Source organism: Latilactobacillus parasakei (genome assembly GCF_049674265.1).
Taxonomy (GTDB): domain Bacteria; phylum Bacillota; class Bacilli; order Lactobacillales; family Lactobacillaceae; genus Latilactobacillus; species Latilactobacillus sakei.
The window spans coordinates 574,076-597,838 of record NZ_CP186861.1 but is presented as its reverse complement, the minus strand read 5'-3'; the positions used below and the strand labels follow the sequence as shown (position 1 = coordinate 597,838).

Here is a 23,763-nt window from a genome sequence, read left to right as displayed (position 1 = left end):
CTAATCATGGCACAATCAATTGAAGAAATTAAAGCAAACGAAGCAGCATTAGACCAATTCAAAATGAACTTTTTCGACTTAACTGGTAAAGTTGCCGTTATTACTGGCGGTAACACTGGTTTAGGCCAAGGCTATGCCGTTGCATTAGCTGAAGCTGGCGCAGACATTTTTATCCCAACATTCGGGACTGCAGAATGGGATGAAACACGCGCAATGATCGAAAAACGTGGCCGCAAGGTTGAATTTATGGATGTTGATTTAACAAAAGAAGGCGTTGCTGAAGAAGTTGTTAAAACAGTTATCGAAAAATTCGGTCACATTGATATCTTAGTTAATAACGCTGGTATGATTCGTCGTAATCCATTACTTGAATCATCAGATAAAGATTGGGATATGGTGATTAACATCAACTTGAACGCTGTTTACCACATGTCAATGGCCGCTGCTAAAGAAATGGCTAAACAAAAATCAGGTAAGATTATCAACATTGGTTCAATGTTATCATTCCAAGGTGGGAAGTTCATTCCTTCATACACTGCTTCAAAACATGGTGTTGCTGGTTTAACAAAATCATTTGCAAGTGAACTTGGCGAATACAACATCCAAGTAAACGCGATTGCACCTGGTTACATCAAGACTGCTAACACAGCACCAATTCGTGCCGACAAAGCACGTAATAAAGAAATTCTTGATCGGATTCCTGCTGGACACTGGGCAGAACCACATGAATTAATGGGCGTTGCTGTCTTCTTAGCAAGCAAAGCATCAGATTACGTTACTGGACATATCTTAGCCGTAGATGGTGGCTACTTAGTACGTTAAAAACTTAGAAGGCGGCCAGTTGGTCGCCTTTTTTTATGGTGGGTGAGAACAATGACAAAAAGCTTTTTAACAATCGGTGAACCAATGGCGGTTTTTAGTGCAGACGAACCAGATGTTAGTTTAGAATCAGCCAAACATTTTACACGTTACATCGCTGGCGCAGAATTGAACGTTGCGATTGGTTTAGCACGTCTAAAACATCAAGCCACTTATCTAACCGCTTTAGGCGAAGATCCATTTGGGGTTTCAATTAAACAAGAAATTAAAGATAATCAAATCGATACGCAATATATCGAAACAATGACGGATTATTGGACGGGCTTTTATTTGAAACAACGTGTTACAACTGGCGATCCTGCGGTTTATTTCTACCGGAAGAATTCGGCCGCTGCTCATTTTAATCAACAGATTATTGAGCAGGTTGATTTCAGTCAGGTAGGATTAATTCATCTCTCAGGGATTATGGCTGGTATTTCGGAAAACGGCCTTGTGGCGGTTCAAAAACTTTTTGAAAAAGCACAAGCCAACCAGATTACCACAACTTTCGATCCGAATATCCGCAAACCACTTTGGTCTTCTGAAGAAAAAATGATTACCACTCTTAATGCGCTTGCTAAGGAAGCGACTATCATTTTGCCAGGCATCAATGAAGGTGAATTATTGATGGGCTCGCGCGATCCTAAAGCAATTGCTGATTTTTATTTGAACCAAAGTGACATCACACAGACCGTGATTGTCAAATTAGGCCCAGCCGGTGCTTACATTCAAACCAAAGCAGGCGAAGCAACAACGGTTAGTGGCTATCACGTTGCCCACGTCGTTGATACTGTCGGGGCCGGTGATGGCTTTGCAGTTGGTTTAATATCCGGACTATTGGAAGGGCTATCATTGCCTGATGCCGCCAAACGGGCTTGTGCGATTGGGGCGTTGGCCGTGCAAAGTGCGGGGGATAGCGAAGGCTACCCAACTAACGATCAATTAAAACAATTCATGGAGGCGCAAAAATGACAGTTACGCTACAATTATTAGATGCCAATCAAAAGGTAGTTAAAGAACGCAGCGGGCAAACCGAAACGTATCTTGATTATCATTCACAATATACTTTTGGGGATGCTTATCAAGTGATTTGTGACCAAGCACCTTGTCACTTAGTAGTGCAATTAGACCCTAGTTTGCAACCCGCATTAATCTATGTTGCTGGGGCACACTGGCGGTATCAAGTCCCTTTTAATTTGCAACGTGAATGGCCTTACCCTGACGGTGCCTTTTTAGGGAAGAACCACTACGCAACTGTCCGCCTAGCAACTGACGCCGAAATTCAGGCTGACAGAAATGTGGCGCAAAATAGTCATGATCAACACGATGATTCAGGTGCCTACCCACACGCGTCAGCAAACGCAGAAACACGCGGCGAAACAGTTTTTTACGCTAAAAATGCAGTTGATGGTCTTGTGGCTAATGAAAGTCATGGCAATTATCCATACCAATCATGGGGAATTGATCAACGAGATGATGCTGAATTAACACTTGAATTTGGCCGCCCAGTCGTGCTTAATCGTGTGGGCATCGTTTTACGAGCTGATTATCCGCACGATAGTTATTGGACCGCAATGACAATTGTCTTTTCGGATGGTAGCCAAGAAGTGCTCGCACCACAAAAAGTCAGTGAGATGCAAAACTTTAGCTTTCCTGAACGAACCGTTACAAGTCTTAAATTAACAAACTTACAAAAGGATCAAGACTCATCAACTTTCCCAGCCTTAACCGAAATTGCTTGTTTTGGTCACGACGTTTTAGATTAATAATCTGTATATCTGTTAAATCGTTCTTAAAATAGGGTATTGCTAAATCAATCGATAATCTGTAACATATTTCTTTATTCGGCAAAGTGGGGTAATGAATTGTGAATAAGAAGATGAAGATTGATCCAAACGAGTTTGCGCTTGCCGTGATTGGTGGCTCACCAATTACTGCTAGTGATGACACACGTGCCAGTAAAGACGCGTTGAAGCGCTACTTAACAGCCTATTATTTAATTGAACAGTTTAATGAATTGGAAGCAAATCAATTTACGCTTGCTAAAAATCCTGATTTTAAGTTATTGATGAAGGCTTTTGAGACGTTAAAATTTGACTAGCACGCACTAAAAAGCGCTGAGAATCGTAAAATGAATCGCAGCGCTTTTTGGTGTGACTACCGTGGTAAAAGTGAATAACAGTATATTTGATACTTAAATCATAAAATGGATGATTGGGAAAGTCGGTCAAAGGGGCTATATTAAACCTGTAAACGCTTACTTGAATTATCTTATTTAAAAGGGGATTACGTCATGATTGATAAAAAAATGAAGATTGATCCAAATGAATTTGCACTCGCTGTTGTTGGCGGAACAACATTACCAGAAGGTGACGATACAAGAGCTAGCAAAACAGCTTTGAAGCGTTATTTATCAGCTTATATGTTGATTGAAGAATTCAACGATTTAGAAGCAAGCCAATTCAGTATGCTAAAAAAAGCCGACAGAGAATTGTTGGCAAAAGCGTTGGATGGAATGAAGTTTGATTAATTAATGGATTGTACTGGCATTAATATTGGGACTGGCACAAAAGTAATTTTTTTGGGTCAGTCTTTTTTTGGTTTTATTTTATCACTTATTAGAAATGAATGACGATGGTGTTCACAATCTTCTTTACGAAGTATGATATTATATTGTAGTTTACTGCGGTTAGATAAAATGATAGGCTTCAAGTAGATGAGTAAATGAAGAGGTGAGAGGTATGCCCAATCAATTGTATGGGGGAGTTCTACTAAAAGTAAAAGCAATTATGGATCTTTTATCAGAAAAAAACGATGGTTTAACCCTTAAAGAAATTTGTGAAGGGGTAGACATATCTAAGTCGACCACCCTCAAAATCTTAACAACACTACAACATATTGGTTTTGTTAGAAGACTAGAAGAAGAAAAGAAATATTATTTAGGGACAGATTTAATTTCATATGGTCAAAATGCGTTAAGCGGTTTTGATATTACGGATGTTGCTGGTATTTATCTAAAGGAATTACGTAATGTCACTGGTGAAACTGTGAATTTAGGAATCGAGAGTAATGATAAAATTATTTTGTTACAAAAGTTTGAAAGCTTACAAAGTATCAAATTGAATTCAAAGGTCGGTAGTAAACTAGATTTGTACAGTTCTGCCATGGGTAAAGCGATGTTATCAACCATGAGTGATGAAATGATTGTAGATTATTTTTCTAGGGAACAGCTCATCCAATTAACGGAGCAAACAATCATCAATCCTCAAATACTGATGAAACAAGTTAAAGAAGTGCAACAGAATGGTTTTGCGATTGACTATAAAGAAAGTCAAGATGAGGTCGTCTGTGTCGGCGCTAATTTAGAAAAGTATAATCATGTATTTGGTGTATTCAGTGTTAGTATTCCGGAGTATCGTCTAGATAGCGAATTATTAGAAGACATCCGCAGACTTGTATTAACGACAAAACAACAAATAGAAGCAGTATTATAGTGAAGTCGATTCTCAGAAATGAGGTCGATTTTTTTTATTAGACAGTGTTGGTTCTTTTCCGCAAGCCAGTTGCAAAAAAGCGACAAGCTAAATCATGACTAACTGGTATTAACCTCTATTATAAAAATCCTAAAAAAAGACTTGATAAAGCGCTTACAATAATATATATTTAAATTGTTGATTAATTAAGAAATCTAGTTTCCTGACAGGAAACTTAAGAGGGGGATTTTATGGTTGTTACAAGCATGCAGCACTCTGATAGATTTAAAGATATTCAGCATTTATCACAACAGCAAGTGAAAGCCGCACTAGATCAGGCGATTATTCAAATTGACAGTAATATTGATTACTTTAATGAAACTTTTCCAACACCTGCTACTAAGCATAATATTTATGAAAAAATGTCTAATACAGAGTGGACAACCGGTTTTTGGACGGGAATTTTATGGTTAGCTTATGAATATACACATGATGAGAAGTACCAAAAACTTGCACTGAGACAAGTTGATTCCTTTTTAAAACGAATTGTTGCTAAAGATCATGTTGATCATCATGATTTAGGTTTTCTTTACACACCATCGTGTGTTAGTGCCTATAAGTTACTAGGTAGCCAGAAAGCATATGCGGCTTCAATATTAGCTGCTGAACAACTCGCAAGTCGCTTTCAAGAAAAAGGTGGTTTTATTCAAGCTTGGGGTGGTACGGGGGCAGAAGATAATTATCGCTTGATTATTGACGCACTTTTGAATATCCCATTGTTGTATTGGGCTGGGAATGAGCAGCATAACAAGACTTATCTTGAGATGGCTGATCGCCATTACAAAGCCGCTAAAGAAACGGTGATAAGAGCGGATGGTTCAACCTATCATACTTACTATTTTGACAAATTAACGGGTAACCCTGAAAAAGGTGTGACACGTCAGGGTTACTCAGACGATTCCAGCTGGGCAAGAGGACAGGCATGGGCTATCTATGGTGTGCCACTTCATTACAGATATAGTCATTCAGAAGATGATATCGCATTGTTTGAAAAAGTTACAAATTACTTTATTGACAAGCTGCCAGATGATTATGTACCATACTGGGATTTAATTTTTTCAGAACAAGACAAACAACCACGGGATTCATCGGCAGGCGCGATTGCAGTTTGTGGGCTTGCAGAGATGATGAAGCATTTACCGGAATCGAATGCTAACAAACAAACTTATACGAATGTCATGCACGCCTTATTATCAGAGTTGATAGCTAATTATGCAGCCGATGATAACGTCCCTGGTGAAACTTTGTTGAAACATGGTGTTTATTCATGGCATTCAGGGAAAGGCGTCGATGAAGGTAATTTATGGGGCGACTACTTTTACATGGAAGCATTGATGAGATTTTATAAAGATTGGCAATTATATTGGTAGGGGGAATTAACAATGACAGAACCAAATATTGTAGCAATTCGATTAGATGAAAGATTGATTCATGGACAGGGCCGATTATGGATTTCAAATTTGGGTGTTAACTTAGTGATTGTTGCTAACGATGAAGTCGCCAACAGTCAAATTCAACAAACTTTGATGAAGTCGCTTATGCCAAGTTCAATTGGTGTTCGCTTTTTCTCAATTGCTGAAACATGTGACAAAATCTTTAAGGCATCGCCTAAACAATCAATCTTTATTATCGTTAAAACAGCAGCAGATGTTTTACGATTAGCTGAAGGTGGCGTACCAATTAAAAAATTAAATGTTGGTAATGTTCACTTTAAAGAAGGTAAAACGAAACTAACGAACTTTATTTCGATCGATGATACTGATTTAAAAGCTTTATCAGATTTACAAACAAAATATCATGTAGATTTTAATACAAGAACCACACCTATCGGAAATGAAGTTGGCTCTGATTATGATCTGAATGGCTATATAGCGAAAAACGGAGGACAATAAAATGACTTTTACAATTTGGCAAGCATTATTAGTTGGTTTGTGGGCCGCATTTTGTTTTGCCGGTCAAATCTGGGGGAATTATACTAACCGAGCTTTATTTATTTCGTTTGGTGTTGGATTAATTTTAGGAGATTTGAAAACCGCTGTCATTTTTGGTGCAACAGCAGAATTAGCCTTTATGGGATTTGGTGTTGGCCCCGGCGGTTCAACACCACCTAACCCACTTGGCCCTGGGATTGTTGGGACAATTATGGCGGTTTCGATGGATAAGTTATCACCAAGCGCTGCTTTAACCCTGTCATATCCATTTGCGATTATTGTACCTTTTGTTATTACATTTATCTTTACGATTAACTCAAGTTCAATGGAAATGGCAAAAAAAGCTATTTTAGAAGGTAAATATCGAAAGTTTAATCTCTTATCAAACTTCACGTTATGGGGCTTTATGTTATTTGCCTTCATCTTTGGGATCGTTGCCACACTAAGTACGTCTGCTTTACAAGCATTTGTTAACGCAATTCCAGTTTGGTTAATGAACGGGTTAACTGTAGCGGGCGGCTTACTACCAGCTGTCGGATTTGCACTGATTTTAAGTACAATGATTAAAAAAGAATACATCCCAGCCATTATCTTAGGTTATGTCTGTGTTGCTTATCTCAAAATGCCAGTAATTGGCTTAGCTTTCGTGGGCGCTGTTTTAGCATTCAATAACTACTTCAATGGTGGCAAAAAAACAAGCGATGCAGATCAAAATAATGACGATGGAGGAATTGAAGATGGTATCTAAGAAGCTAACTAAACGAGATTATCAAAAATCAATTTTAAGATCTTATTACTTACAAAATGCACAGAATTACGGCAATATGCAAGGCACTGGGATGCTAAAAACAATATGGCCCCAGTTACGTAAGATTTATCAAGATGATGAAATGGAATTTAGACGGGTGGCTGTTTCCAACTTGGAATTTTACAATACTAATCCGCAACCGTATCCCTTTGTTTCTAGTTTGATGCTTGCAATGTATGATAGTGGGCAAAATGAAGACGATGTCCGAGCTGTCAAAATGGCTTTAATGGGCCCATTAGCGGGTATCGGGGATGCCTTATCGCAATTTGCGTTAGCACCGTTATTTTCAACTATTTTTGCATCTCTCGCATTACAGGGGATTGTGTCTGCACCAATTATGTTTATTGTTTGTCTGGTATCGATTACCTTCGGCGTGCGTTGTTTAATGGGGTATTTAGGCTGGAAAGTCGGGACCAGCATTATTGATACATTAAGTGATAAAATGGCAGCGCTATCAGACGTTGCTAGTAACATTGGATTAACGGTTATTGCTGGTTTATCCGTTTCGTTTGTGAAGGTCAACTTGGCTTGGCAATATTCAACAGAAGTTAAGGGGAAAACGCAGGTGGTTGCAATCCAAACGATTTTAGATAAAATTATGCCATTTATGTTACCAGTATTATTAGTCTATTTTGTTTATTGGCTAATTACGAAGAAGAAATGGACAGTTTATAAAATTATTTTATTATTACTAGTATTGGGAGTAGCACTCTCGGCATTAGGCGTATTAAAACCATAAAGGGACGATGAATGATGAAATATGATGTATGTATAGTAGGTCATGGAGAATTTCCTGACGGGGTCAAATCTGCAATAGATGTATTGGTTGGTAACAATGACGATGTGACTTGTTTTAATTTAAATGGTCAGATGACACATGCACAGTTTACAACTTATATGAAAGAATACTTGGCACAACATCCTCAAGCTTTGGTTTTTGCTGATATGACGGGAGGCGCACCTTATCAATTAGCAGCGGAAATTATTTTAGAATCGCAACATCCAAATCAATATATCGTTTCTAGCATCTCAATGAATGCGATTTTAGATTTGTATCTTAAAAATAGTATGGATCAGTTGAACCCAGATAATATCGAAGCTAATTTTAGTCATGTCTTACAAGAATCACGCAAATTGATGAAGGTGACACCAGATATGCAAGAAGTTGCACAAGAAGAAGTCATCTTAGAGGATGGTATTTAATGAATACGGTCATAGTCGTACTTTTAGTAGTGATTTGTTTGCTCTACTTTGTGGCATTACCAGTATTAAAACGACGCAATATGCAGAATAAACAAAAGGCATTGACTACATTTTTGGCGTCATTAAAAATTCATGACGCTGTTATGCTATCAGACGGTATTTTAGGAGAAATAATCGCTTTTGATAAGGATATCGTTCAATTAAAAATAGCGGATAATGTTGTGATTAAGGTGCATAAATATGCAATTGCTTCTAAAGACTAGTGAGGTAGCTGTGAAATGACAAATTTGAGACAGTTTATTGAAAACCATTCAATTGCAGATAGTGATCAGTATCGAAATAATGCTGAACGATTATTGTCACGAACATTTATTTTTGAACACGCACTGGATATGGAGCCATGTTCGACTTTATATTTGCTTGAAGATTGGTTTAAGTCACCGAATGGTGATCCTGAATGGCTTTATATGCTCAAGCGTCAGGAGTATTTACAAGACTTAATCTTAGGGTATTACGAAACTCAAAACAAGTTGTATTTGAAGATAATTAAGGCTTACATCATGGAATGGATTCAGATGAATTATATAGATGAACAGGCTCGGTATAGTTCTTGGCGAACAATTGATACGGGTATCCGGCTCTTAAACTGGGCGCCAGCAATCCAACTCTTGATGCAAGAAAAACAATTGTCTGATAGTGAGATTAATGATTTAGGTGGAATTATTAATGATCAGGTGAACTATTTAGAGCAACATTATATTTCGAAGTATGATTTAAGCAATTGGGGGATATTAATTACCACGGGCATACTTGTTTATGATGCGATTAACCCTAACACTATTGATCAAACACGAGTTGATTGGGCAATGACACGATTAGAACAGCAAATGAACTTACAGGTCGATTTGGAAGGTGTTCATTGGGAACAATCACCGTTATACTTTATCGAAGTTTTCCGAAGTGTCTTATGTGTTTGGACGGCCTATCAATCAAATGGTTTAATAATATCTACTGAAATTACAGAGGTATTGGAGCGGATGTTGAAGATATTACCGTATTATGTACGCCCCTCTGGTAAATTATTGCAACAAGGTGATACAGATGCCGTTAATATCTTGGGGTTCCAGCAGACAGCGCAGTGGCTTTTAGGAAAGCGCCGCGAAGATAAGGTTGAGCAATACGATTTATTATTATTGACAATGATGATTAATCATCCCATTGAGATTGCTTACCATGAGGACTTAAAAATACCAGACTATTTTGAAGCCGTTAGTTCTGGCAATTACTTTTATCAATTAAAAGGAGATTACTGGCACTTTTATAATGGCCGAATCGGTAGTGGTCACGGTCATGCTGCTTCGAATCATTTGGATTTAACAATTAACAATCAGGATATTCTAATTGATCCTGGTCGGTATACCTATGTGGATTCAAAGGAGCGGCGTCAATTGAAAGCGGCCGATTCACATAATACTGTCATTATAGATAATCAATTTCCAACGCAAATTAAGGATTCTTGGAAATTTGGACAAGCGCTTAAGTTAGGTGGTATCGTCAGTGTTCAACGAAATCGTGATGTGATTGTAAAAAGTCATTTTAGCGGACAGCAAAATGAACAATATACACGGTATTGTGTCTGGTTAGCGGAAATATCTGTAATGGTTATTTTCGATGTGGTTGAAGCCGCTGGAGAACATACTAAACAGACGAACTGGATTTTAGCCCCCAATTTAGAAGTAGCATTAAAAACAAAATATGTTCAGGTTGCAGAATTAAATACCACAGGCGCTATCTATACGTCTGAACCAGGCATTTCAGTTCAAGATCAGCTTTATTCTGAGAAGTATAATCAGCTAGCGCAGACTAAAAAAATAGTATGTGAGCAGTCTTTTGAAGATTATGTGGTCAGTTATACGGTTATTGGAGATAATGCGTTAATTGAAACGGTTCATTTAGCATCAATTAAACAATCTGGTTCGAATCAGTCTGTTGCACCGCAATATTGCTACGGCGTAACGATCCGGTTAAAAAATCAAACGACATATACAATTGCCATCCAACACGAAAATACAATTGTGGGGGATAAATTATATACAGTTGATGGGCACTTAATGTATGGTACAGTTTCGCTCGCCGAGAATAACCAAGTGATGACACTATTGTAACGCTAGTAGATAGAAGCGGAGGAGTACAATGAAAATAGCAATTGCTTCTGATAAGTTAGGTTTTGGGTTAAAAACACATCTCAAAACTTACTTAACAGAAAAAGGCGCTGAGATTATTGACTTAACGCCAGAACCCGCCATTGATTTTGTCGATTCAGCTGTTTTAGTGAGTGAATCGGTTTTATCAGGACAGGCAGATAGAGGGATTATGGTTGATCAATTCGGAGTAGGCTCAGCAATAGCCGGTAATAAAATCCATGGCATGGTGGTCGCTAATGTGACTGAAGAAAACACGGCCCATATGACAACTGAACATAATGGCGCTAAAGCTATTGCTATTGGTTCAGGCATAGTTGGTCATCAATTAGCGGAGGCGCTTGTTGACCACTATCTGAGTGTTAATTACGCTGCAGGGCGGCATCAAATACGATTAGATATGCTAGAGAAGCTTATTTAATCTTGGGGGTTAAAAGATGAAAATTGCGATAGGTAATGATCATATTGTGACAGCAGTTAAGATGCGGATTGCCGATTTTTTAAAAGCTAATGGTCATGAGGTCGTTGACGTAGGAACACACGATAATACAAGAACCCACTACCCAATATACGGGCTTAGAGTAGCTGACCTGGTGCGTGAGCATCAAGTTGACTTGGGAGTTGTTATTTGCGGGACAGGGGTTGGTATCTCAACTGCAGCTAATAAAAATCAAGGCATCCGGGCGGCATTAGTAGCCGATCCAATAGTTGCACGTTATGCCCGAGAACATCTAGATGCAAATGTTATTAGTTTTGGTGGTGCGGTTATAGGGGAACACTTGGCCGAAGAAATTGTTGAATCGTTCATTGATGCTCATTATTTAGAACAGCCGGAGGATAACGCAATTGTGGCTAAAATTGATGCATTAGAGCCAAGCAATCCAGAACAGTATGATAACCCGCACTTTTTTGATCATGAGATGGCGCTTTGGAAACAGGGACATTATCATGACTAAATAATTAGAAGATAAAATGGACCAAACTGACAGTGGTTTGGTCTATTTTTGTGTATTAAAAATCATTATTGAAAGCGTTTGCAAAACTGGTTTATGAGGTGTATATTAAAGATATAATTTTTATATCAGCAAATCAGTTTCTTATAAAGAAACTGATTTAGAAGGGTGGTGCCAACAATCAAATTAGTGTTTTTTGTTTTTGAAATTCAAAATAATATGTTGGGGGCATCATGATGGAGATTAAAAAAACGATTGAAAAGATACCTGGTGGGATGATGGTTGTACCACTATTTTTAGGAACCCTTGTTAATACAATTTGGCCGGGTGTTGATAAATTTTACGGTGGTTTTACTGGCAATTATTTAGTTGGCACTTCTGTTATTTTATTCATGTTTTTCTTCAGTGTCGGTACCACAATTGATCTTAAATCAACAGGTTATATCGCAAAAAAAGGCTTATCATTATTAATCTTTAAAGTATTGTTAGCGGGGTTACTAGGTGTTATTATTAATCATTTCCTACCGCGTTCAGGTGTCCAGGGGGGCCTCTTTGCCGGATTTTCAGTTTTAGCGGTGATTGCATCGTTTAATGAAACCAATGGAGGCCTTTATATGGCTTTGATGACGACGTTAGGGCGTGAGGAAGATGCTGCGGGGTTCCCATTCATCAGTATTGAATCTGGGCCATTTATGACGATGGTGACCATGGGGGTTGCCGGAATTGCAGCTTTCCCATGGCAATCATTAGTGTCGACGTTGATTCCATTTGTACTAGGGATTACATTAGGCTCACTCGATCATGAATTCAGAAAAATGTTTAAACCAATTGTTCCTGCGATGGTCCCATTTTTCGCATTCACATTGGGTTATAGCTTAAACTTTGGTATGATCTTCAAGTCAGGTTTCATGGGAATTTTCATGGGCTTTGCAGTCGTTTTAGTTTCAGGAACGGTTTTATCATTTGTCGATCGGGTCTTTACACATTCAGATGGTGTGGCTGGTTGGGCAGCTTCATCAACAGCTGGGGCAGCGGTTGCCGTTCCATATGCAATTGCTGAAACGAATCCAAGCTTTGCATCAACCGCAAGTTCAGCAACAGCGATTGTGGCAACCAGTGTATTGGTGACATCAATCTTAACACCAATCGTGACGATGTACTTTGAGAAACGGGCGCGTGCAAAAGGCTTGCCAATCGTACCTGAAAAGTACAAGAATCAGTTCCAAGAAGCTAAAAATAGATAATTAGAAAGTGGGGACGATGATGAATAATAAAAAGATAAATATTGATCCCGAAAAATTTGCTTATCATTTCATTGATTCAATCGCGGTACCAAATGAAAAGGATCAAATGGAAAAGAATGCTAAAAATAAACTCGTTGGTTTTTTAACCGCTTATTACTTAATCAATAATTTCAATCAAATGGAAAACGGCATGTTTGACCAGGTGAAGGCTAAGAAAGTTGAAAACATGAGTTATAAGGAACTATTGGAAGAAGTATCGAAGTTGACGTATTTCTAGGGAAGATGATTTATAAAACATATTCAGACTATAAAAGAGGTGTTAAGGCAAAATTAATTTTTGCCCTAACGCCTCTTTTTTTATTTTATTATAAATAAACCGTTTACAAAGTGGCTGGTATGCGTTATATTCTACTTATAAGGTTAACCGGTTAAGTGGAGGAGATTGATAATGAAACCTAAATATCAGCAAGTTGAACAGTTTTTATTGTATCAATTGAAAAATGGCGAATTTAAGGAAGGCGATAAGTTCTATTCCGAAGCGGAATTGAAAGAAAAATTTTCGGTTAGTTCTGCAACCGTTATCAAGGCGATTAACGAATTGGTGACAAAAGGCTTACTGGTTCGTCAACAGGGAAAAGGCACTTTTGTTTCAAAGGCTAGACAAGGTAAGCTTGTTAAATTCTTTGATCATGAAAAAGTAACCGATGCGGATGAAGAAGTTCAAGTTTATTCAATTGAAAAAGAGAATGACCCGCGAATTTTAAAGGAATTACATTTAGAAAATGGTCAGGATTATTATCATATCACGCGAATTAGGATGGCCAATCAGTTGCCGGTCTATGTCCAACACACATATCTGTTGAGCGAATATTTTAATGATTTAGCATTATTTGATAAGGACTATTATTCATCAATCTATGAACGGATTCGTGAAGATAGTGGGATTGATTTATTTAATATTGATATGGACGAAACAACCGAAATCGTCTTTCCAGTACCGGCGCTTGAACAAAAATTAATGGCGCTAGAAGACGAGCACCAGCCTGCAGCTTTTATTAAACGCCATAGTTATCTTTTTGATAATAAGGTGATTGAATATGTCGAAAGTTATAAACGTTGGGATTATTTTGAGTTTCAGATTAAAACAATCTAGGAGGAGACAACATGCATATTGAGTGGTGGCAAATTTTATTATTAACGCTTTATTCTGGTTTTGCAATTTACGATGGCAATAATACAACTTTTGGGGCCGTTAAACCGACAATGGCTGGCTTTTTCGCTGGTTTGATTTTAGGAGATGTTCAAACAGGCTTAATTGTTGGGGGAACATTGAATTTACTAGTTCTTGGTGTTGGGAATTTTGGGGGCTCATCCATGCCTGATTATATGACTGGTGCGTTATTAGGAACAGCTTTTGCGGTCATGAGTGGTAAAGGTGCAGAATTTGGGGCAACTTTAGCTGTGCCAATTGGCTTATTAATGATTCAACTCGATGTCTTGGCACGTTTTTGTAACACGTTCATTCAACATCGTGCCGAAACATTAGTGAGTGAAAAGCATTTGAAACGAGCGACTTATATGAATTTAATGGGGATTATTCCAACGTCGCTTTCTAGAATGCTACCTGTTTTCTTAGCATTAGTTTTCGGATCACAATTCGTTCAAGGGGTTGTTGACAGTTTACCAATGTGGTTAATGAATGGTTTGAAGACGGCCGGCGGTATTTTACCAGCTTTAGGGATTGCAATTTTGTTGCGCTACTTACCCGTTCAAAAAAACATGGCCTTTTTATTAGTTGGCTTTTTCTTAGCAGCTTTCCTAAAAGTACCTGTGATTGGCGCTGCAATGATCGGTTTAGCAATGGCTTTAGTAGCCTTTAACTTTGATTCACCACGTGCACAAGTCGCTACTGGCGAAAATTCAGTAAACGGAGATGACATGGAAGATGAATAATGAACAAATTAAATTAAGCTCAGAAATGAAAAAAGTCTTTTGGCGTTGGTATTTCTTTGGACAAGCGGGTTGGAACTACGAAAAAATGCAAGGGCTTGGCTATTATTACAGTATTTATCCATTGATTGATAAATTGTATGGCGCTAGTGATGAAGGTGCTCGAGTGGCAGTCAGTGAATTACAATTTTTTAACACGAACAACTCAATGGCCCCCATCATCTTAGGAGTCGATGGTGCTATTCAAGAAAGCCAAGGCGAGTCTTCTAAAGACGCAGTTGCGTCATTAAAAACCGGGATGATGGGGCCACTAGCCGGGATTGGCGATACGTTATTTGCGGTTATTCCCAATACAATTATCGGTTCAATTGCCTCTTATATGGCTCTAAAGGGGAATCCATTTGCGTTAATTCTATGGATTGCGTTTGGATTCTTACGCTTGGCTGTCATGCGTAGTTTCTTCTTTATGGGCTATAAAGAAGGTGTTAAGTTAATCAATTCATTGGGCGATCGGTTGAAGAAAATTACGAGTGCCGCTAATGTTTTAGGGATGACTGTTATTGGGGCCTTAATTCCATCGGTCATTACAGCTGGGTTTGTTTATCAATTCAAAAATGGTGGTGTTAAAATTTCGATTCAAAGTTTGGCAGATCAAATTATGCCAGGTTTAGCGCCAGCGTTGGTTGTTTTATTCACATATTGGTTACTTGGTCGGAAACATATGAATTCGACACGGGTGACATTAATTTTAATTCTAGCGGGCATTTTAGCCTATAACTTAAAAATTTTTGCTTAGGAGGCAGTTATGATGAAAGGTTTTGTAAATATTAGAATCGATGATCGGTTAATTCATGGGCAGGTCGCTACGCGCTGGTCAACCGGGTTGAGAGCAACGCGGATTATGGTCATTGATAATGATGTGGCAAATGATGATGTTCAAAAAAGTGTGCTTAGAATGGCAGCGCCTTCTGGTATCAGTACATCAATTATTACGGAAGAAAAAGCCATCACGAATATCAAGGCAGGTAAATATGAAAACCAACGCGTGTTATTAGTTGTGAGACGTCCCAAGGTACTCTTAAATTTAATCAATGCGGGCTTACCAATTGATAAAATTAATGTCGGTAACATGTCTAATCGCGATAATACAACTCAAGTTAAGAAGTCTGTTAGTTTAACTGCTGAAGAACGGGCTGATATTGAAGCAATTATGGATAAAGGCGTCTTAGTAACTGCCCAAATGGTCCCAGATGATCCTGAAACTGACTTTAAACAATTCTTGAAGTAGTCAACTGGGAGGATGATTGATGACTGATAAATTACTAATGAAAGGGCGACAGGTGACGGATGAATGGCTCGATAGTCACTTACAAAAGTGTGTTACTCAAATCAAACGGGAAATACCGAGATTTGCGGGCCATTTTCCATCCGCTTGTACGACCCAAATGCAATATCGGATTAAAAAAAATGATGATTGGACCAACGGCTTTTGGACGGCAATGGTCTGGCAAGCCTATGAATTAACGGGGGATGCTGTATTTAAAGCAACTGCGCAAGAACATTTACGTAGTTTTGACCAACGATTACGTGAACATTTTGTTTTGGACCATCATGATATTGGTTTTTTGTATTCATTGTCTGCCTTTGCTGGCTACCAGATTACACAACAACCATCAGCTAAACAGCAAGTCTTGCAAGCAGCGGATGTGTTGATGAGTCGCTATCAAGAAAAAGGTGGTTTCATTCAAGCTTGGGGCGCATTAGATGATCCTAAAGAATATCGGTTAATTATTGACTCCTTATTAAATTTACCGTTGCTGTTTGAAGCCAGTCGCATTTCGGGCGATGAACGGTATCAAAAAGTAGGGCAAGCACATTATCAAAAGGTATTAGCCAACATTGTGCGGTCAGATTACTCGACCTATCATACCTTTTATTTTGACCCTGAAACTGGGAAGCCGGTTAAGGGGATGACCCACCAAGGCTTTTCAGATGAATCGTGTTGGGCACGGGGCCAAGCCTGGATTTTACTAGGGATTCCTTTACATCATCGGTTCTTCCCTGAGAGCGACGACCAAGCATTGTATCAAAAACTATTAGCATATTATTTTAAGCAGTTACCAGAAGACGGGATACCTTATTGGGATTTAATTTTTACCGCTCAAGATGGTGAACCGCGGGATAGTTCGGCCGCTGCGATTGTTGCGTGTGGTTTAATTGAAGCACAGGAACAAGGCTATTTGAGTAACGGGATTGAACTGGCAAAGGGCATTCTTTATGAATTAGGAATGCATTATGAGACGCAAGGGACTGAAGAAGGGCTATTGCGCCACGGCGTATATGCCTATGCGGAACATAAAGGTGTTGATGAAGCTAACTTATGGGGCGATTATTTCTATATGGAAGCCCTGATGCGCTTGCGAAGAAGAGATTGGAAGACTTATTGGTGAGAAGGTAGGCTTATGACGACTTTTGAGATTGGAACAGATTTTTTATTGGATCAACAACCATTTAAGATTTATGCCGGCGCAATCCATTATTTCAGAATTGCACCAGGGCAGTGGCGCTATACGCTAAAAAAAGCAAAATCAGCCGGATTAAATACGATTGAAACCTATGTACCGTGGAATATGCACGAACCGGTTGAGCAGCAATTTGATTTTTCAGGTGCGCTCGATTTAAAACGCTTTATTAAAATGGCCGCTGAAGAAGGCCTTTACGTGATTGTCCGTCCCAGTCCATATATTTGTGCTGAATGGGAATTTGGTGGTTTCCCAGCGTGGCTACTGAAATATCCAGATATGATTGTGCGGTCCAACACGCCACTGTTTATTAGTAAAGTAGCTGCTTATTATCACCGTTTATTTCAAGAATTGGTACCACTGCAAGTGACGCACGGGGGACCGATTTTGATGATGCAAGTTGAAAATGAATATGGGTCTTTTGGTAATGACAAATCTTATTTGCGCCAGATTAAGCATCTAATGCTAAATAATGGTGTTGATGTGCCGTTATTTACTTCTGATGGCAGTTGGCTGCAAGCACTGGAAGCTGGTAGTCTGATTGAAGATGGTATATTAGCAACGGCTAATTTTGGCTCCCATGCTAAAGAAAATTTAACTGTTTTACAACAATTCTTTGAACAACATGATCAGAAATGGCCGTTAATGTGTATGGAATTTTGGGATGGCTGGTTTAGTCGTTGGCAGGAACCAGTTGTGCAAAGAGCAAGCGCTGATTTTGAACACGATTTACGAGAATTAGTTGATTTTGGTGCCAGTTTCAACCTTTATATGTTCCGCGGCGGTAGTAACTGGGGCTTTTGGAACGGATGCTCGTCTAGAAATAATGTTGATTTACCGCAAGTAACATCATATGATTACGACGCAATTTTACATGAAGATGGTACTGAAAATGATAAGTTTGCGGCGTTGCAACATGTGCTGGGTGTTACTGGCAAGATTGGGGTGGCTGAAGAACAAGCTATCCAACCGCGAAAATTGCCGACAATCGCCGTTCAAAAGACGGTCCGTTTAGTTGATGTGTTAGATGATTTAGCGCAACCAGTGACTTCATTAGCACCACAATTAATGCCGGCTATTGGCTCGGGTTATGGCTATATTTTCTATCGAACAACAGTCCACGGTCAGGGAAAACCTGAAACATTACGTTTAGTTGACGTATCTGATCGCGCCGATATTTATCTCAATCAACAGTTGCTAGATACGCAATACCAAGCTACTTTAGGTACAGATTTAACGCCAACTTTGGAAGCAGATAACCAGCTAGAAATATTAGTTGAAAACATGGGGCGGGTTAATTATGGCACGCGTTTATTATCCCCAACCCAGAAAAAGGGAATCCGGACCGGGGTCGTGATTGATCGCCACCTTCATTTTGGTTGGCAACAGTGGGCATTGGATTTTAAATCAATTACGCATATCGATTGGACCATGCAACTCTCTAATTATGGTCCCACTTTAAATCAATTTACTTTTGATTTAGACCAGACAGTGAATACGTATCTAAACTGTGCTGCTTTTGGGAAGGGAATCGTCTTGGTGAATGGGCATCATATTGGGCGTTACTGGTCAGTTGGACCAATTGAAACGCTCTATGTTCCTAGCGACTTTTTGAACGTTGGCCATAACGAAATCGTTGTTTTTGAAACAACGACGACCCCCATTACACAGTTAGAATTTACAGATAAGAGGATGATTAGCGAATGAGACAATTGATATTAGTCAGTCATGGTGATTTGGCTAAAAGTTATGTAACGAGCTTAGATATGATTGCCGGTGGGCATGATAATGTAACGGCCATCACCTTCGATGGTGAAATTAGTAAGACGTTATTGGGTGATCAAATTGAAGTCGCGCTTAACCCAGATGCACAAGAAGTGATTATTGTCGTTGATTTACCAGGCGGAACGCCATGTAATGTCGTACTAGAACGCTATTTAACGGATGAGCGCATCACAATTTTAGCCAGTTTGAACTTACCAATGATTTTAGAGCTTTATTTAAATCTTGGTCAGGCAGATTATCAAATGACAAAAGCGATTAAAACGGCTATTAGTAATACCTATGATGTGAAGCAACAACTCAGCAACCAAACTGAAGACGATGAATAAAACTAAAAAGAGCAAGCCAAACATCTGGAAAAGATGAGGGGCTTGCTCTTTTTAGGTCGTCAATATGGATTGAAACTTTAATCTGTTCTCATTAGCTTATAGTTCATTCCCCTTTCAATATGCGTTATACTATTAGTCAGTAACTAATCTGAGCAATTAATTAAGAGGAATTTAAATGCGTAAAAAACTAGTCATTACCGAAAAACCGAGCGTTGCTAAAGAGCTTGCCAAGGTTCTCGGTACTAATCAGAAAACTAAAACCTATTTTGAAGGCGATCAATACGTAATTACATGGGCGTTTGGTCATCTTTTATCATTGCAATTACCGGAAGATATAAAAAAAGAGTGGCAACAATGGCGTTTGGAAGATTTACCAATCATTCCTAAGCACATTGGGCTTAAACCACTTCCTAAAACGGGCGGGCAATTAAAGGCTATCAGCCATTTGGCACATCGTCAGGATATTTCAGGGGCAGTCATTGCGACTGATTCTGGTCGTGAAGGGGAAGCTGTTGCCCGTTATATTTTGGAATGGATTAAATTTGATAAGCCAGTCGAACGACTCTGGATTTCATCACAAACGACTAAGGCGATTAAAGAAGGTTTTGCCAATCTGAAACCAGCTAAGCAGTTTGATAACTTGTACGCTTCAGCGCTTGCGCGGGGCCATGCTGATTGGTTGATTGGCTTGAACGTCACGCGGGCATTAACGACGAAGTATGAAGATAATTTGTCAGCGGGTCGGGTCCAAACACCAACATTGGCTTTTGTGAACGAAACGGCGCAACAAATCAGTCGTTTTAAACCCGAAAAATACTATACAATTCAATTGAAAGTTGGCCAAGAAAAAGCCACGCTCCAAATGGCTAAACCCCAAGGATTAAAAGACCGTGCGCAAGCCGAAACGCTAGTCGCTAAATTAAAGCAGGCGCAAGGTAAAGTGGTTAGTGTCAAGACGAGCCAAAAATCACAGGCTGCACCACTGCCTTATGATTTAACGGAATTACAACAAGTTGCCAATGCGATGTACGGTTTGTCGGCTAAAAAGACGTTGTCATTGATTCAATCATTATATGAAATTCATAAAGTTGTTAGTTATCCGCGGACGGATTCCAAATATCTTTCAACAGATATTGAAGGTACATTGAAGGAACGTTTATCGGCCTTAGTGAAGTTTGATCCGCACGCCAAACAATACTTAGGGCAGGGCGCTAAAGTGAAACAACCGGCTGTTTTTAACGATCGAAAGGTCACTGATCACTACGCCTTAATTCCAACCGAAGAACCGGTCAGAGCTGAAAAATTATCAACCGATGAATTGCGGATGTACCGCTTAATTGTCGAACGCTTTATGGGCTTATTTGCGGATCAATATGTCACAGCCGTTACGAAAGCGACTGTTCAGTTTGGGGATCACACCTTTACCTTTAAACAAACCAAAGTCGTTCAACAAGGTTGGCATGCGGATTCCAAAGAGACTTCAACTACAAGTGTTGATTGGCAAGAAGGCGCAGTCGTGCCTGCTGACTTTTCAATTAAGGAACAATTAACATCTGCGCCGAAACCCTTAACTGAAGGGACCTTATTAGGTAAGATGGAACACTATGGCTTGGGGACACCAGCAACGCGGGCCGAAATTATCGAAAAATTAGTGCGCAGTGAACTCCTAGAACGCCGGGGCCATTCCTTAGCAGTGACACCTAAGGGACAACAACTGTTGAAATTGGTTAATAAAACATTGGTCTCACCAGAATTGACCGGTAAGTGGGAAAACTCATTAGAGGCGATTGCACATGGTCAAGAAAATCAAAAAGCGTTCATTACTGAAATCGAAGCGGCCACTAAGACCTTGGTTTCTGAGATTAAAAAGAGTGAAACTGAATATCACGATTTCGCGATTATCAACAAGAAATGTCCAGAATGTGACCATCCGTTGAAGGAACGTAATACGCGAGACGGCAAGGTTTACGTCTGCACAAACTGTCATTATCGGCGTCGTAAGGATCCCAAAGTTTCCAACCATCGGTGCCCACAATGTCATAAGAAAATGGTCATCATTGAAGGCCAAGCCGGTGCTTATTTCCGTTGCTTGAATGATGGGACGACGGAAAAAATGCTCGATAAAAAAGATCGCAAGAAGAAAATTTCAAAACATGAAGAACGCCGCTTAATTCAAAAAGTGAACCAAGAGGAAGAACCGGCTGAAAGTCCACTAGCAGCAGCATTGCGCAAGGCGATGGAGAAATAACGGATTTAAAAAAAGTGTGCTGTTAGTATTTGAATATAAAAATGACTCGTGTATAAATTAGTATTATTTCAATTTATGAAAAGAAGCAGTCACTGTTAGGAAAACCTAACAGTGACTGCTTCTTTTTTAGAATCGATTTTTGATATTATTGACGGTATTTTCTGTCCCTTTTACAATCGGATGATTATCTTTTACTTGAATGTTGGCATCTAAGTGAGAACGACCGGTTGCGTAGTCAAAGGCGACGCCGGGTTCGATGTTCCAGACATAATCGTTGAAATTAAGGGTGCCATCTGTTGAGATGGCTTGGACCCAGTAACCGCGGGGCATTAATTCATTGCCACGAAAGACGGTTGTCACTTTATAGATTACTTTTTTATTAGCGGCCAGTGCATTGCGGACCTTTTCTTCAAAAATCTGCATTGTCTTTTGATTACTATATTCGCTTTGAGTCGCCAGGTTTAACGGGTTATCTAAACTACCTGGCTGACCTGGTTGAAAGTGACCATTTTGATCAAAATTAAAACTAATGGTGTAAGCAATCAGGTGCCCACGATTTTGAGGTGTGATGCGGCGACCGTTGACGGTCAGTGGTTGATTATGCCAACCAGTCGGATTCCAAACTTGGCGTGAACGTCCTTCAGATTTTCCGAGGTTGCGGGAAGAAAGGTAAGCTGTGGCTGAAGTCGTTCGATTAAGTTGATCTAATTGGCCGTAATCGATTTTTTCGCTGGTCCAATCTGCACTAGTCAACTGGCTTTTGTCGTTGTTGATGGCAAGATAAGCGGCGCTGCCATTTTCAAAGTCGCGGTTAGCAATTGCCTGATAATCGGGACTGACTTGCGCCTGTTGTGTGGTGGATTGTGTAATGACGGGGATTTTCTGGGTGATATCTTGCAGGATATTATTGCGACCACCCAAATAACCAATCGCAAGGATAGCGACGGTTAATAGTAGCCGACGCATTTTTTTCGTTTTCAAAATAGTGACTCCTAACATTATCTGATTTTACTATTATACCGTGAAATGGGAATAAGATATGGTAAAAAAGGCTGGAACAAAATTTACTTTTGTCCCAGTCCCATACTCATTATTTTGAACTATTACGCAATGTTAGTGACGTCCCAATCGTAATGACTTGTGGAATGACTTGTTCCGCGTCGAGTTGTTTAATTAATAATTCAGCTGCTGATTGGCCCATTTGTTCGGTGTAGACCTTAACCGAGCTGAGCGTTGGGAACGTGTATTGGCAGATTGACGTGTCATTAAAGCTAATCAAACTGAGTTGCTCAGGTACTTTGATGGCTGATTCGTGAAGGGCGCGCAGTGCGCCAACCGCCATGGCGTCGTTAGCGATGAAGAGTGCTTCTGGTAAGTTATCGGCCTGTTCATGAAGTAACTGTGTAATGAGCTGGTAACCAGATTCCGGTGTGAAATCGCCGGTAAGTAGCCATTCGGGATGGAAGTTGTTTTGTTTTTTAAGATAATGTTTGAAGTGGGTTGAGCGGGGATCGGTGTCCAATTTAACATTATCGGACGTGCTTTCTTGGCCCGTTAACATCCCGATTTTGGTTAAACCACTCGCCATAAAATGATCGACAACTGCTTTGACCGGTGTTTTGAAATCGGTCATGACACAACTAATTTCGTAATCTAAGGTATTCATATCAACAAAGACGAGATTGCGGTTTAATTTCTTTAAACGGGTAATCTGACCTAAGCTGTATTTACCGATGACAATGACACCAGCAGCATCAAAAAGGGTATCGAAAGGATCGTTTTGAAAAAAACGAGTGACTTCAAAACCGAGTTCTTGCAGCTTCTTTTCAACGCCCAGGCGAATTGATAGGTAGTAGAGATCTTCCAATTCTTCTGTAGCGGTATACCATTCGACAATCGCGATGCGGCCCCGATGGTTATTATTTTTTTTAGTATTTTTAGTGTAGCTAAGGCTTTCAGCGGCTTCAAAAATGCGTTGGCGGGTTTCATCACTTACAGAAAGGGATTGATCGTAATTTAAAACCCGGGAGACAGTTGCGTTTGAAACTTTAGCTAATTGTGCGATATCTTTAATAGTTGCCAAGGTGCACCTCTCAATTCAGTGTTTACTACTATCTAGTTTAGCATACTACCCGAAAATAATGCGCGCGTTAAAAAAATAGTTTGATTTTTTAGTAAATGTTTAGTAAAATGAAAGCGAT

Annotated in this window: 27 protein-coding genes; 25 read left to right on the top strand and 2 right to left on the bottom strand. The window is 39.4% G+C overall.

The window, feature by feature from the left end; genetic code table 11:
- Positions 1–6 precede the first annotated feature (6 nt).
- The 25 genes from kduD to ACPBEH_RS02985 all read left to right on the top strand — a co-directional run bounded on the left by kduD (position 7) and on the right by ACPBEH_RS02985 (position 21,562).
- Positions 7–822: a 2-dehydro-3-deoxy-D-gluconate 5-dehydrogenase KduD gene (gene kduD / locus ACPBEH_RS03105; protein ID WP_016264944.1), complete on the top strand. Its 816-nt coding sequence runs from the start codon at positions 7–9 to the stop codon at positions 820–822.
- A 51-nt stretch (positions 823–873) separates the two neighbouring features.
- Positions 874–1,830, top strand: a complete 957-nt coding sequence (locus ACPBEH_RS03100; protein WP_424349688.1) for a sugar kinase — start codon at positions 874–876, stop codon at positions 1,828–1,830.
- Positions 1,827–2,624 (top strand): hypothetical protein, encoded by a 798-nt coding sequence (locus ACPBEH_RS03095; protein WP_424349687.1) that lies wholly within the window; start codon positions 1,827–1,829, stop codon positions 2,622–2,624. Before ACPBEH_RS03100 ends, ACPBEH_RS03095 begins: the two co-directional genes overlap by 4 nt.
- A gap of 101 nt (positions 2,625–2,725) precedes the next feature.
- Positions 2,726–2,959 (top strand): hypothetical protein, encoded by a 234-nt coding sequence (locus tag ACPBEH_RS03090; protein WP_016264947.1) that lies wholly within the window; start codon positions 2,726–2,728, stop codon positions 2,957–2,959.
- Between the two features lie 192 nt (positions 2,960–3,151).
- Positions 3,152–3,388: a hypothetical protein gene (locus tag ACPBEH_RS03085; RefSeq protein WP_016264948.1), complete on the top strand. Its 237-nt coding sequence runs from the start codon at positions 3,152–3,154 to the stop codon at positions 3,386–3,388.
- A 211-nt stretch (positions 3,389–3,599) separates the two neighbouring features.
- A complete protein-coding gene (locus ACPBEH_RS03080; protein ID WP_424349686.1) occupies positions 3,600–4,352 on the top strand; it encodes an IclR family transcriptional regulator in 753 nt (250 codons plus the stop codon).
- A 230-nt stretch (positions 4,353–4,582) separates the two neighbouring features.
- Positions 4,583–5,761 (top strand): glycoside hydrolase family 88 protein, encoded by a 1,179-nt coding sequence (locus ACPBEH_RS03075; RefSeq protein ID WP_424349685.1) that lies wholly within the window; start codon positions 4,583–4,585, stop codon positions 5,759–5,761.
- A gap of 12 nt (positions 5,762–5,773) precedes the next feature.
- Complete coding sequence (locus tag ACPBEH_RS03070) at positions 5,774–6,283, top strand: PTS sugar transporter subunit IIB (RefSeq protein WP_424349684.1); 510 nt, start codon at positions 5,774–5,776, stop codon at positions 6,281–6,283.
- Between the two features lies 1 nt (position 6,284).
- A complete protein-coding gene (locus ACPBEH_RS03065) occupies positions 6,285–7,070 on the top strand; it encodes a PTS mannose/fructose/sorbose/N-acetylgalactosamine transporter subunit IIC (RefSeq protein WP_280103261.1) in 786 nt (261 codons plus the stop codon).
- Complete coding sequence (locus tag ACPBEH_RS03060) at positions 7,060–7,869, top strand: PTS system mannose/fructose/sorbose family transporter subunit IID (protein WP_280103262.1); 810 nt, start codon at positions 7,060–7,062, stop codon at positions 7,867–7,869. The genes ACPBEH_RS03065 and ACPBEH_RS03060 overlap by 11 nt, the downstream gene beginning before the upstream one ends.
- 11 nt (positions 7,870–7,880) lie before the next feature.
- Positions 7,881–8,333, top strand: coding sequence for a PTS fructose transporter subunit IIA (locus tag ACPBEH_RS03055; RefSeq protein WP_424349683.1), 453 nt, complete (start codon positions 7,881–7,883; stop codon positions 8,331–8,333).
- Entirely contained in the window at positions 8,333–8,596 is a 264-nt protein-coding gene (locus ACPBEH_RS03050) for a preprotein translocase subunit YajC (RefSeq protein WP_424349682.1), read from the top strand. The genes ACPBEH_RS03055 and ACPBEH_RS03050 overlap by 1 nt, the downstream gene beginning before the upstream one ends.
- Before the next feature lie 15 nt (positions 8,597–8,611).
- Positions 8,612–10,498, top strand: coding sequence for a heparinase II/III domain-containing protein (locus ACPBEH_RS03045; protein WP_424349681.1), 1,887 nt, complete (start codon positions 8,612–8,614; stop codon positions 10,496–10,498).
- 28 nt (positions 10,499–10,526) lie between these two features.
- Positions 10,527–10,955 carry a galactose-6-phosphate isomerase subunit LacA gene (gene lacA, locus ACPBEH_RS03040; RefSeq protein ID WP_424349680.1) on the top strand — a complete coding sequence of 143 codons (429 nt, stop codon included), beginning with the start codon at positions 10,527–10,529 and terminating at the stop codon, positions 10,953–10,955.
- A gap of 16 nt (positions 10,956–10,971) precedes the next feature.
- Positions 10,972–11,490, top strand: coding sequence for a galactose-6-phosphate isomerase subunit LacB (lacB, locus tag ACPBEH_RS03035; protein WP_424349679.1), 519 nt, complete (start codon positions 10,972–10,974; stop codon positions 11,488–11,490).
- A gap of 233 nt (positions 11,491–11,723) precedes the next feature.
- Positions 11,724–12,731 (top strand): 2-keto-3-deoxygluconate permease, encoded by a 1,008-nt coding sequence (locus ACPBEH_RS03030; protein WP_035144787.1) that lies wholly within the window; start codon positions 11,724–11,726, stop codon positions 12,729–12,731.
- Between the two features lie 16 nt (positions 12,732–12,747).
- Positions 12,748–13,008, top strand: a complete 261-nt coding sequence (locus ACPBEH_RS03025) for a hypothetical protein (protein ID WP_016264950.1) — start codon at positions 12,748–12,750, stop codon at positions 13,006–13,008.
- 171 nt (positions 13,009–13,179) lie between these two features.
- Positions 13,180–13,884, top strand: coding sequence for a GntR family transcriptional regulator (locus ACPBEH_RS03020; RefSeq protein WP_424349678.1), 705 nt, complete (start codon positions 13,180–13,182; stop codon positions 13,882–13,884).
- 11 nt (positions 13,885–13,895) lie between these two features.
- Positions 13,896–14,684, top strand: coding sequence for a PTS mannose/fructose/sorbose/N-acetylgalactosamine transporter subunit IIC (locus tag ACPBEH_RS03015; RefSeq protein WP_105299958.1), 789 nt, complete (start codon positions 13,896–13,898; stop codon positions 14,682–14,684).
- Entirely contained in the window at positions 14,677–15,477 is an 801-nt protein-coding gene (locus tag ACPBEH_RS03010) for a PTS system mannose/fructose/sorbose family transporter subunit IID (protein WP_424349677.1), read from the top strand. The genes ACPBEH_RS03015 and ACPBEH_RS03010 overlap by 8 nt, the downstream gene beginning before the upstream one ends.
- Before the next feature lie 12 nt (positions 15,478–15,489).
- Positions 15,490–15,969: a PTS sugar transporter subunit IIB gene (locus ACPBEH_RS03005; protein ID WP_424349676.1), complete on the top strand. Its 480-nt coding sequence runs from the start codon at positions 15,490–15,492 to the stop codon at positions 15,967–15,969.
- A gap of 19 nt (positions 15,970–15,988) precedes the next feature.
- Positions 15,989–17,131 (top strand): glycoside hydrolase family 88 protein, encoded by a 1,143-nt coding sequence (locus tag ACPBEH_RS03000; RefSeq protein WP_424349675.1) that lies wholly within the window; start codon positions 15,989–15,991, stop codon positions 17,129–17,131.
- 12 nt (positions 17,132–17,143) lie between these two features.
- The gene (locus ACPBEH_RS02995) at positions 17,144–18,910 is read left to right on the top strand and encodes a glycoside hydrolase family 35 protein (protein ID WP_424349674.1); all 1,767 of its coding nucleotides are present in this window, start codon (positions 17,144–17,146) and stop codon (positions 18,908–18,910) included.
- Positions 18,907–19,314 (top strand): PTS sugar transporter subunit IIA, encoded by a 408-nt coding sequence (locus tag ACPBEH_RS02990; protein WP_424349673.1) that lies wholly within the window; start codon positions 18,907–18,909, stop codon positions 19,312–19,314. The genes ACPBEH_RS02995 and ACPBEH_RS02990 overlap by 4 nt, the downstream gene beginning before the upstream one ends.
- A 175-nt stretch (positions 19,315–19,489) precedes the next feature.
- Complete coding sequence (locus ACPBEH_RS02985; protein ID WP_424349672.1) at positions 19,490–21,562, top strand: DNA topoisomerase 3; 2,073 nt, start codon at positions 19,490–19,492, stop codon at positions 21,560–21,562.
- 126 nt (positions 21,563–21,688) lie between these two features.
- On the opposite strand, the gene ACPBEH_RS02980 is transcribed toward ACPBEH_RS02985, so the two are convergent.
- Together ACPBEH_RS02980 and ACPBEH_RS02975 are read right to left on the bottom strand one after the other, a co-directional pair.
- Entirely contained in the window at positions 21,689–22,543 is an 855-nt protein-coding gene (locus ACPBEH_RS02980; RefSeq protein WP_424349671.1) for a DNA/RNA non-specific endonuclease, read from the bottom strand.
- Between the two features lie 109 nt (positions 22,544–22,652).
- On the bottom strand, positions 22,653–23,645 hold the full coding sequence (locus tag ACPBEH_RS02975; protein WP_424349670.1) for a LacI family DNA-binding transcriptional regulator: 993 nt from the start codon (positions 23,643–23,645) through the stop codon (positions 22,653–22,655).
- Positions 23,646–23,763: the final 118 nt, after the last annotated feature.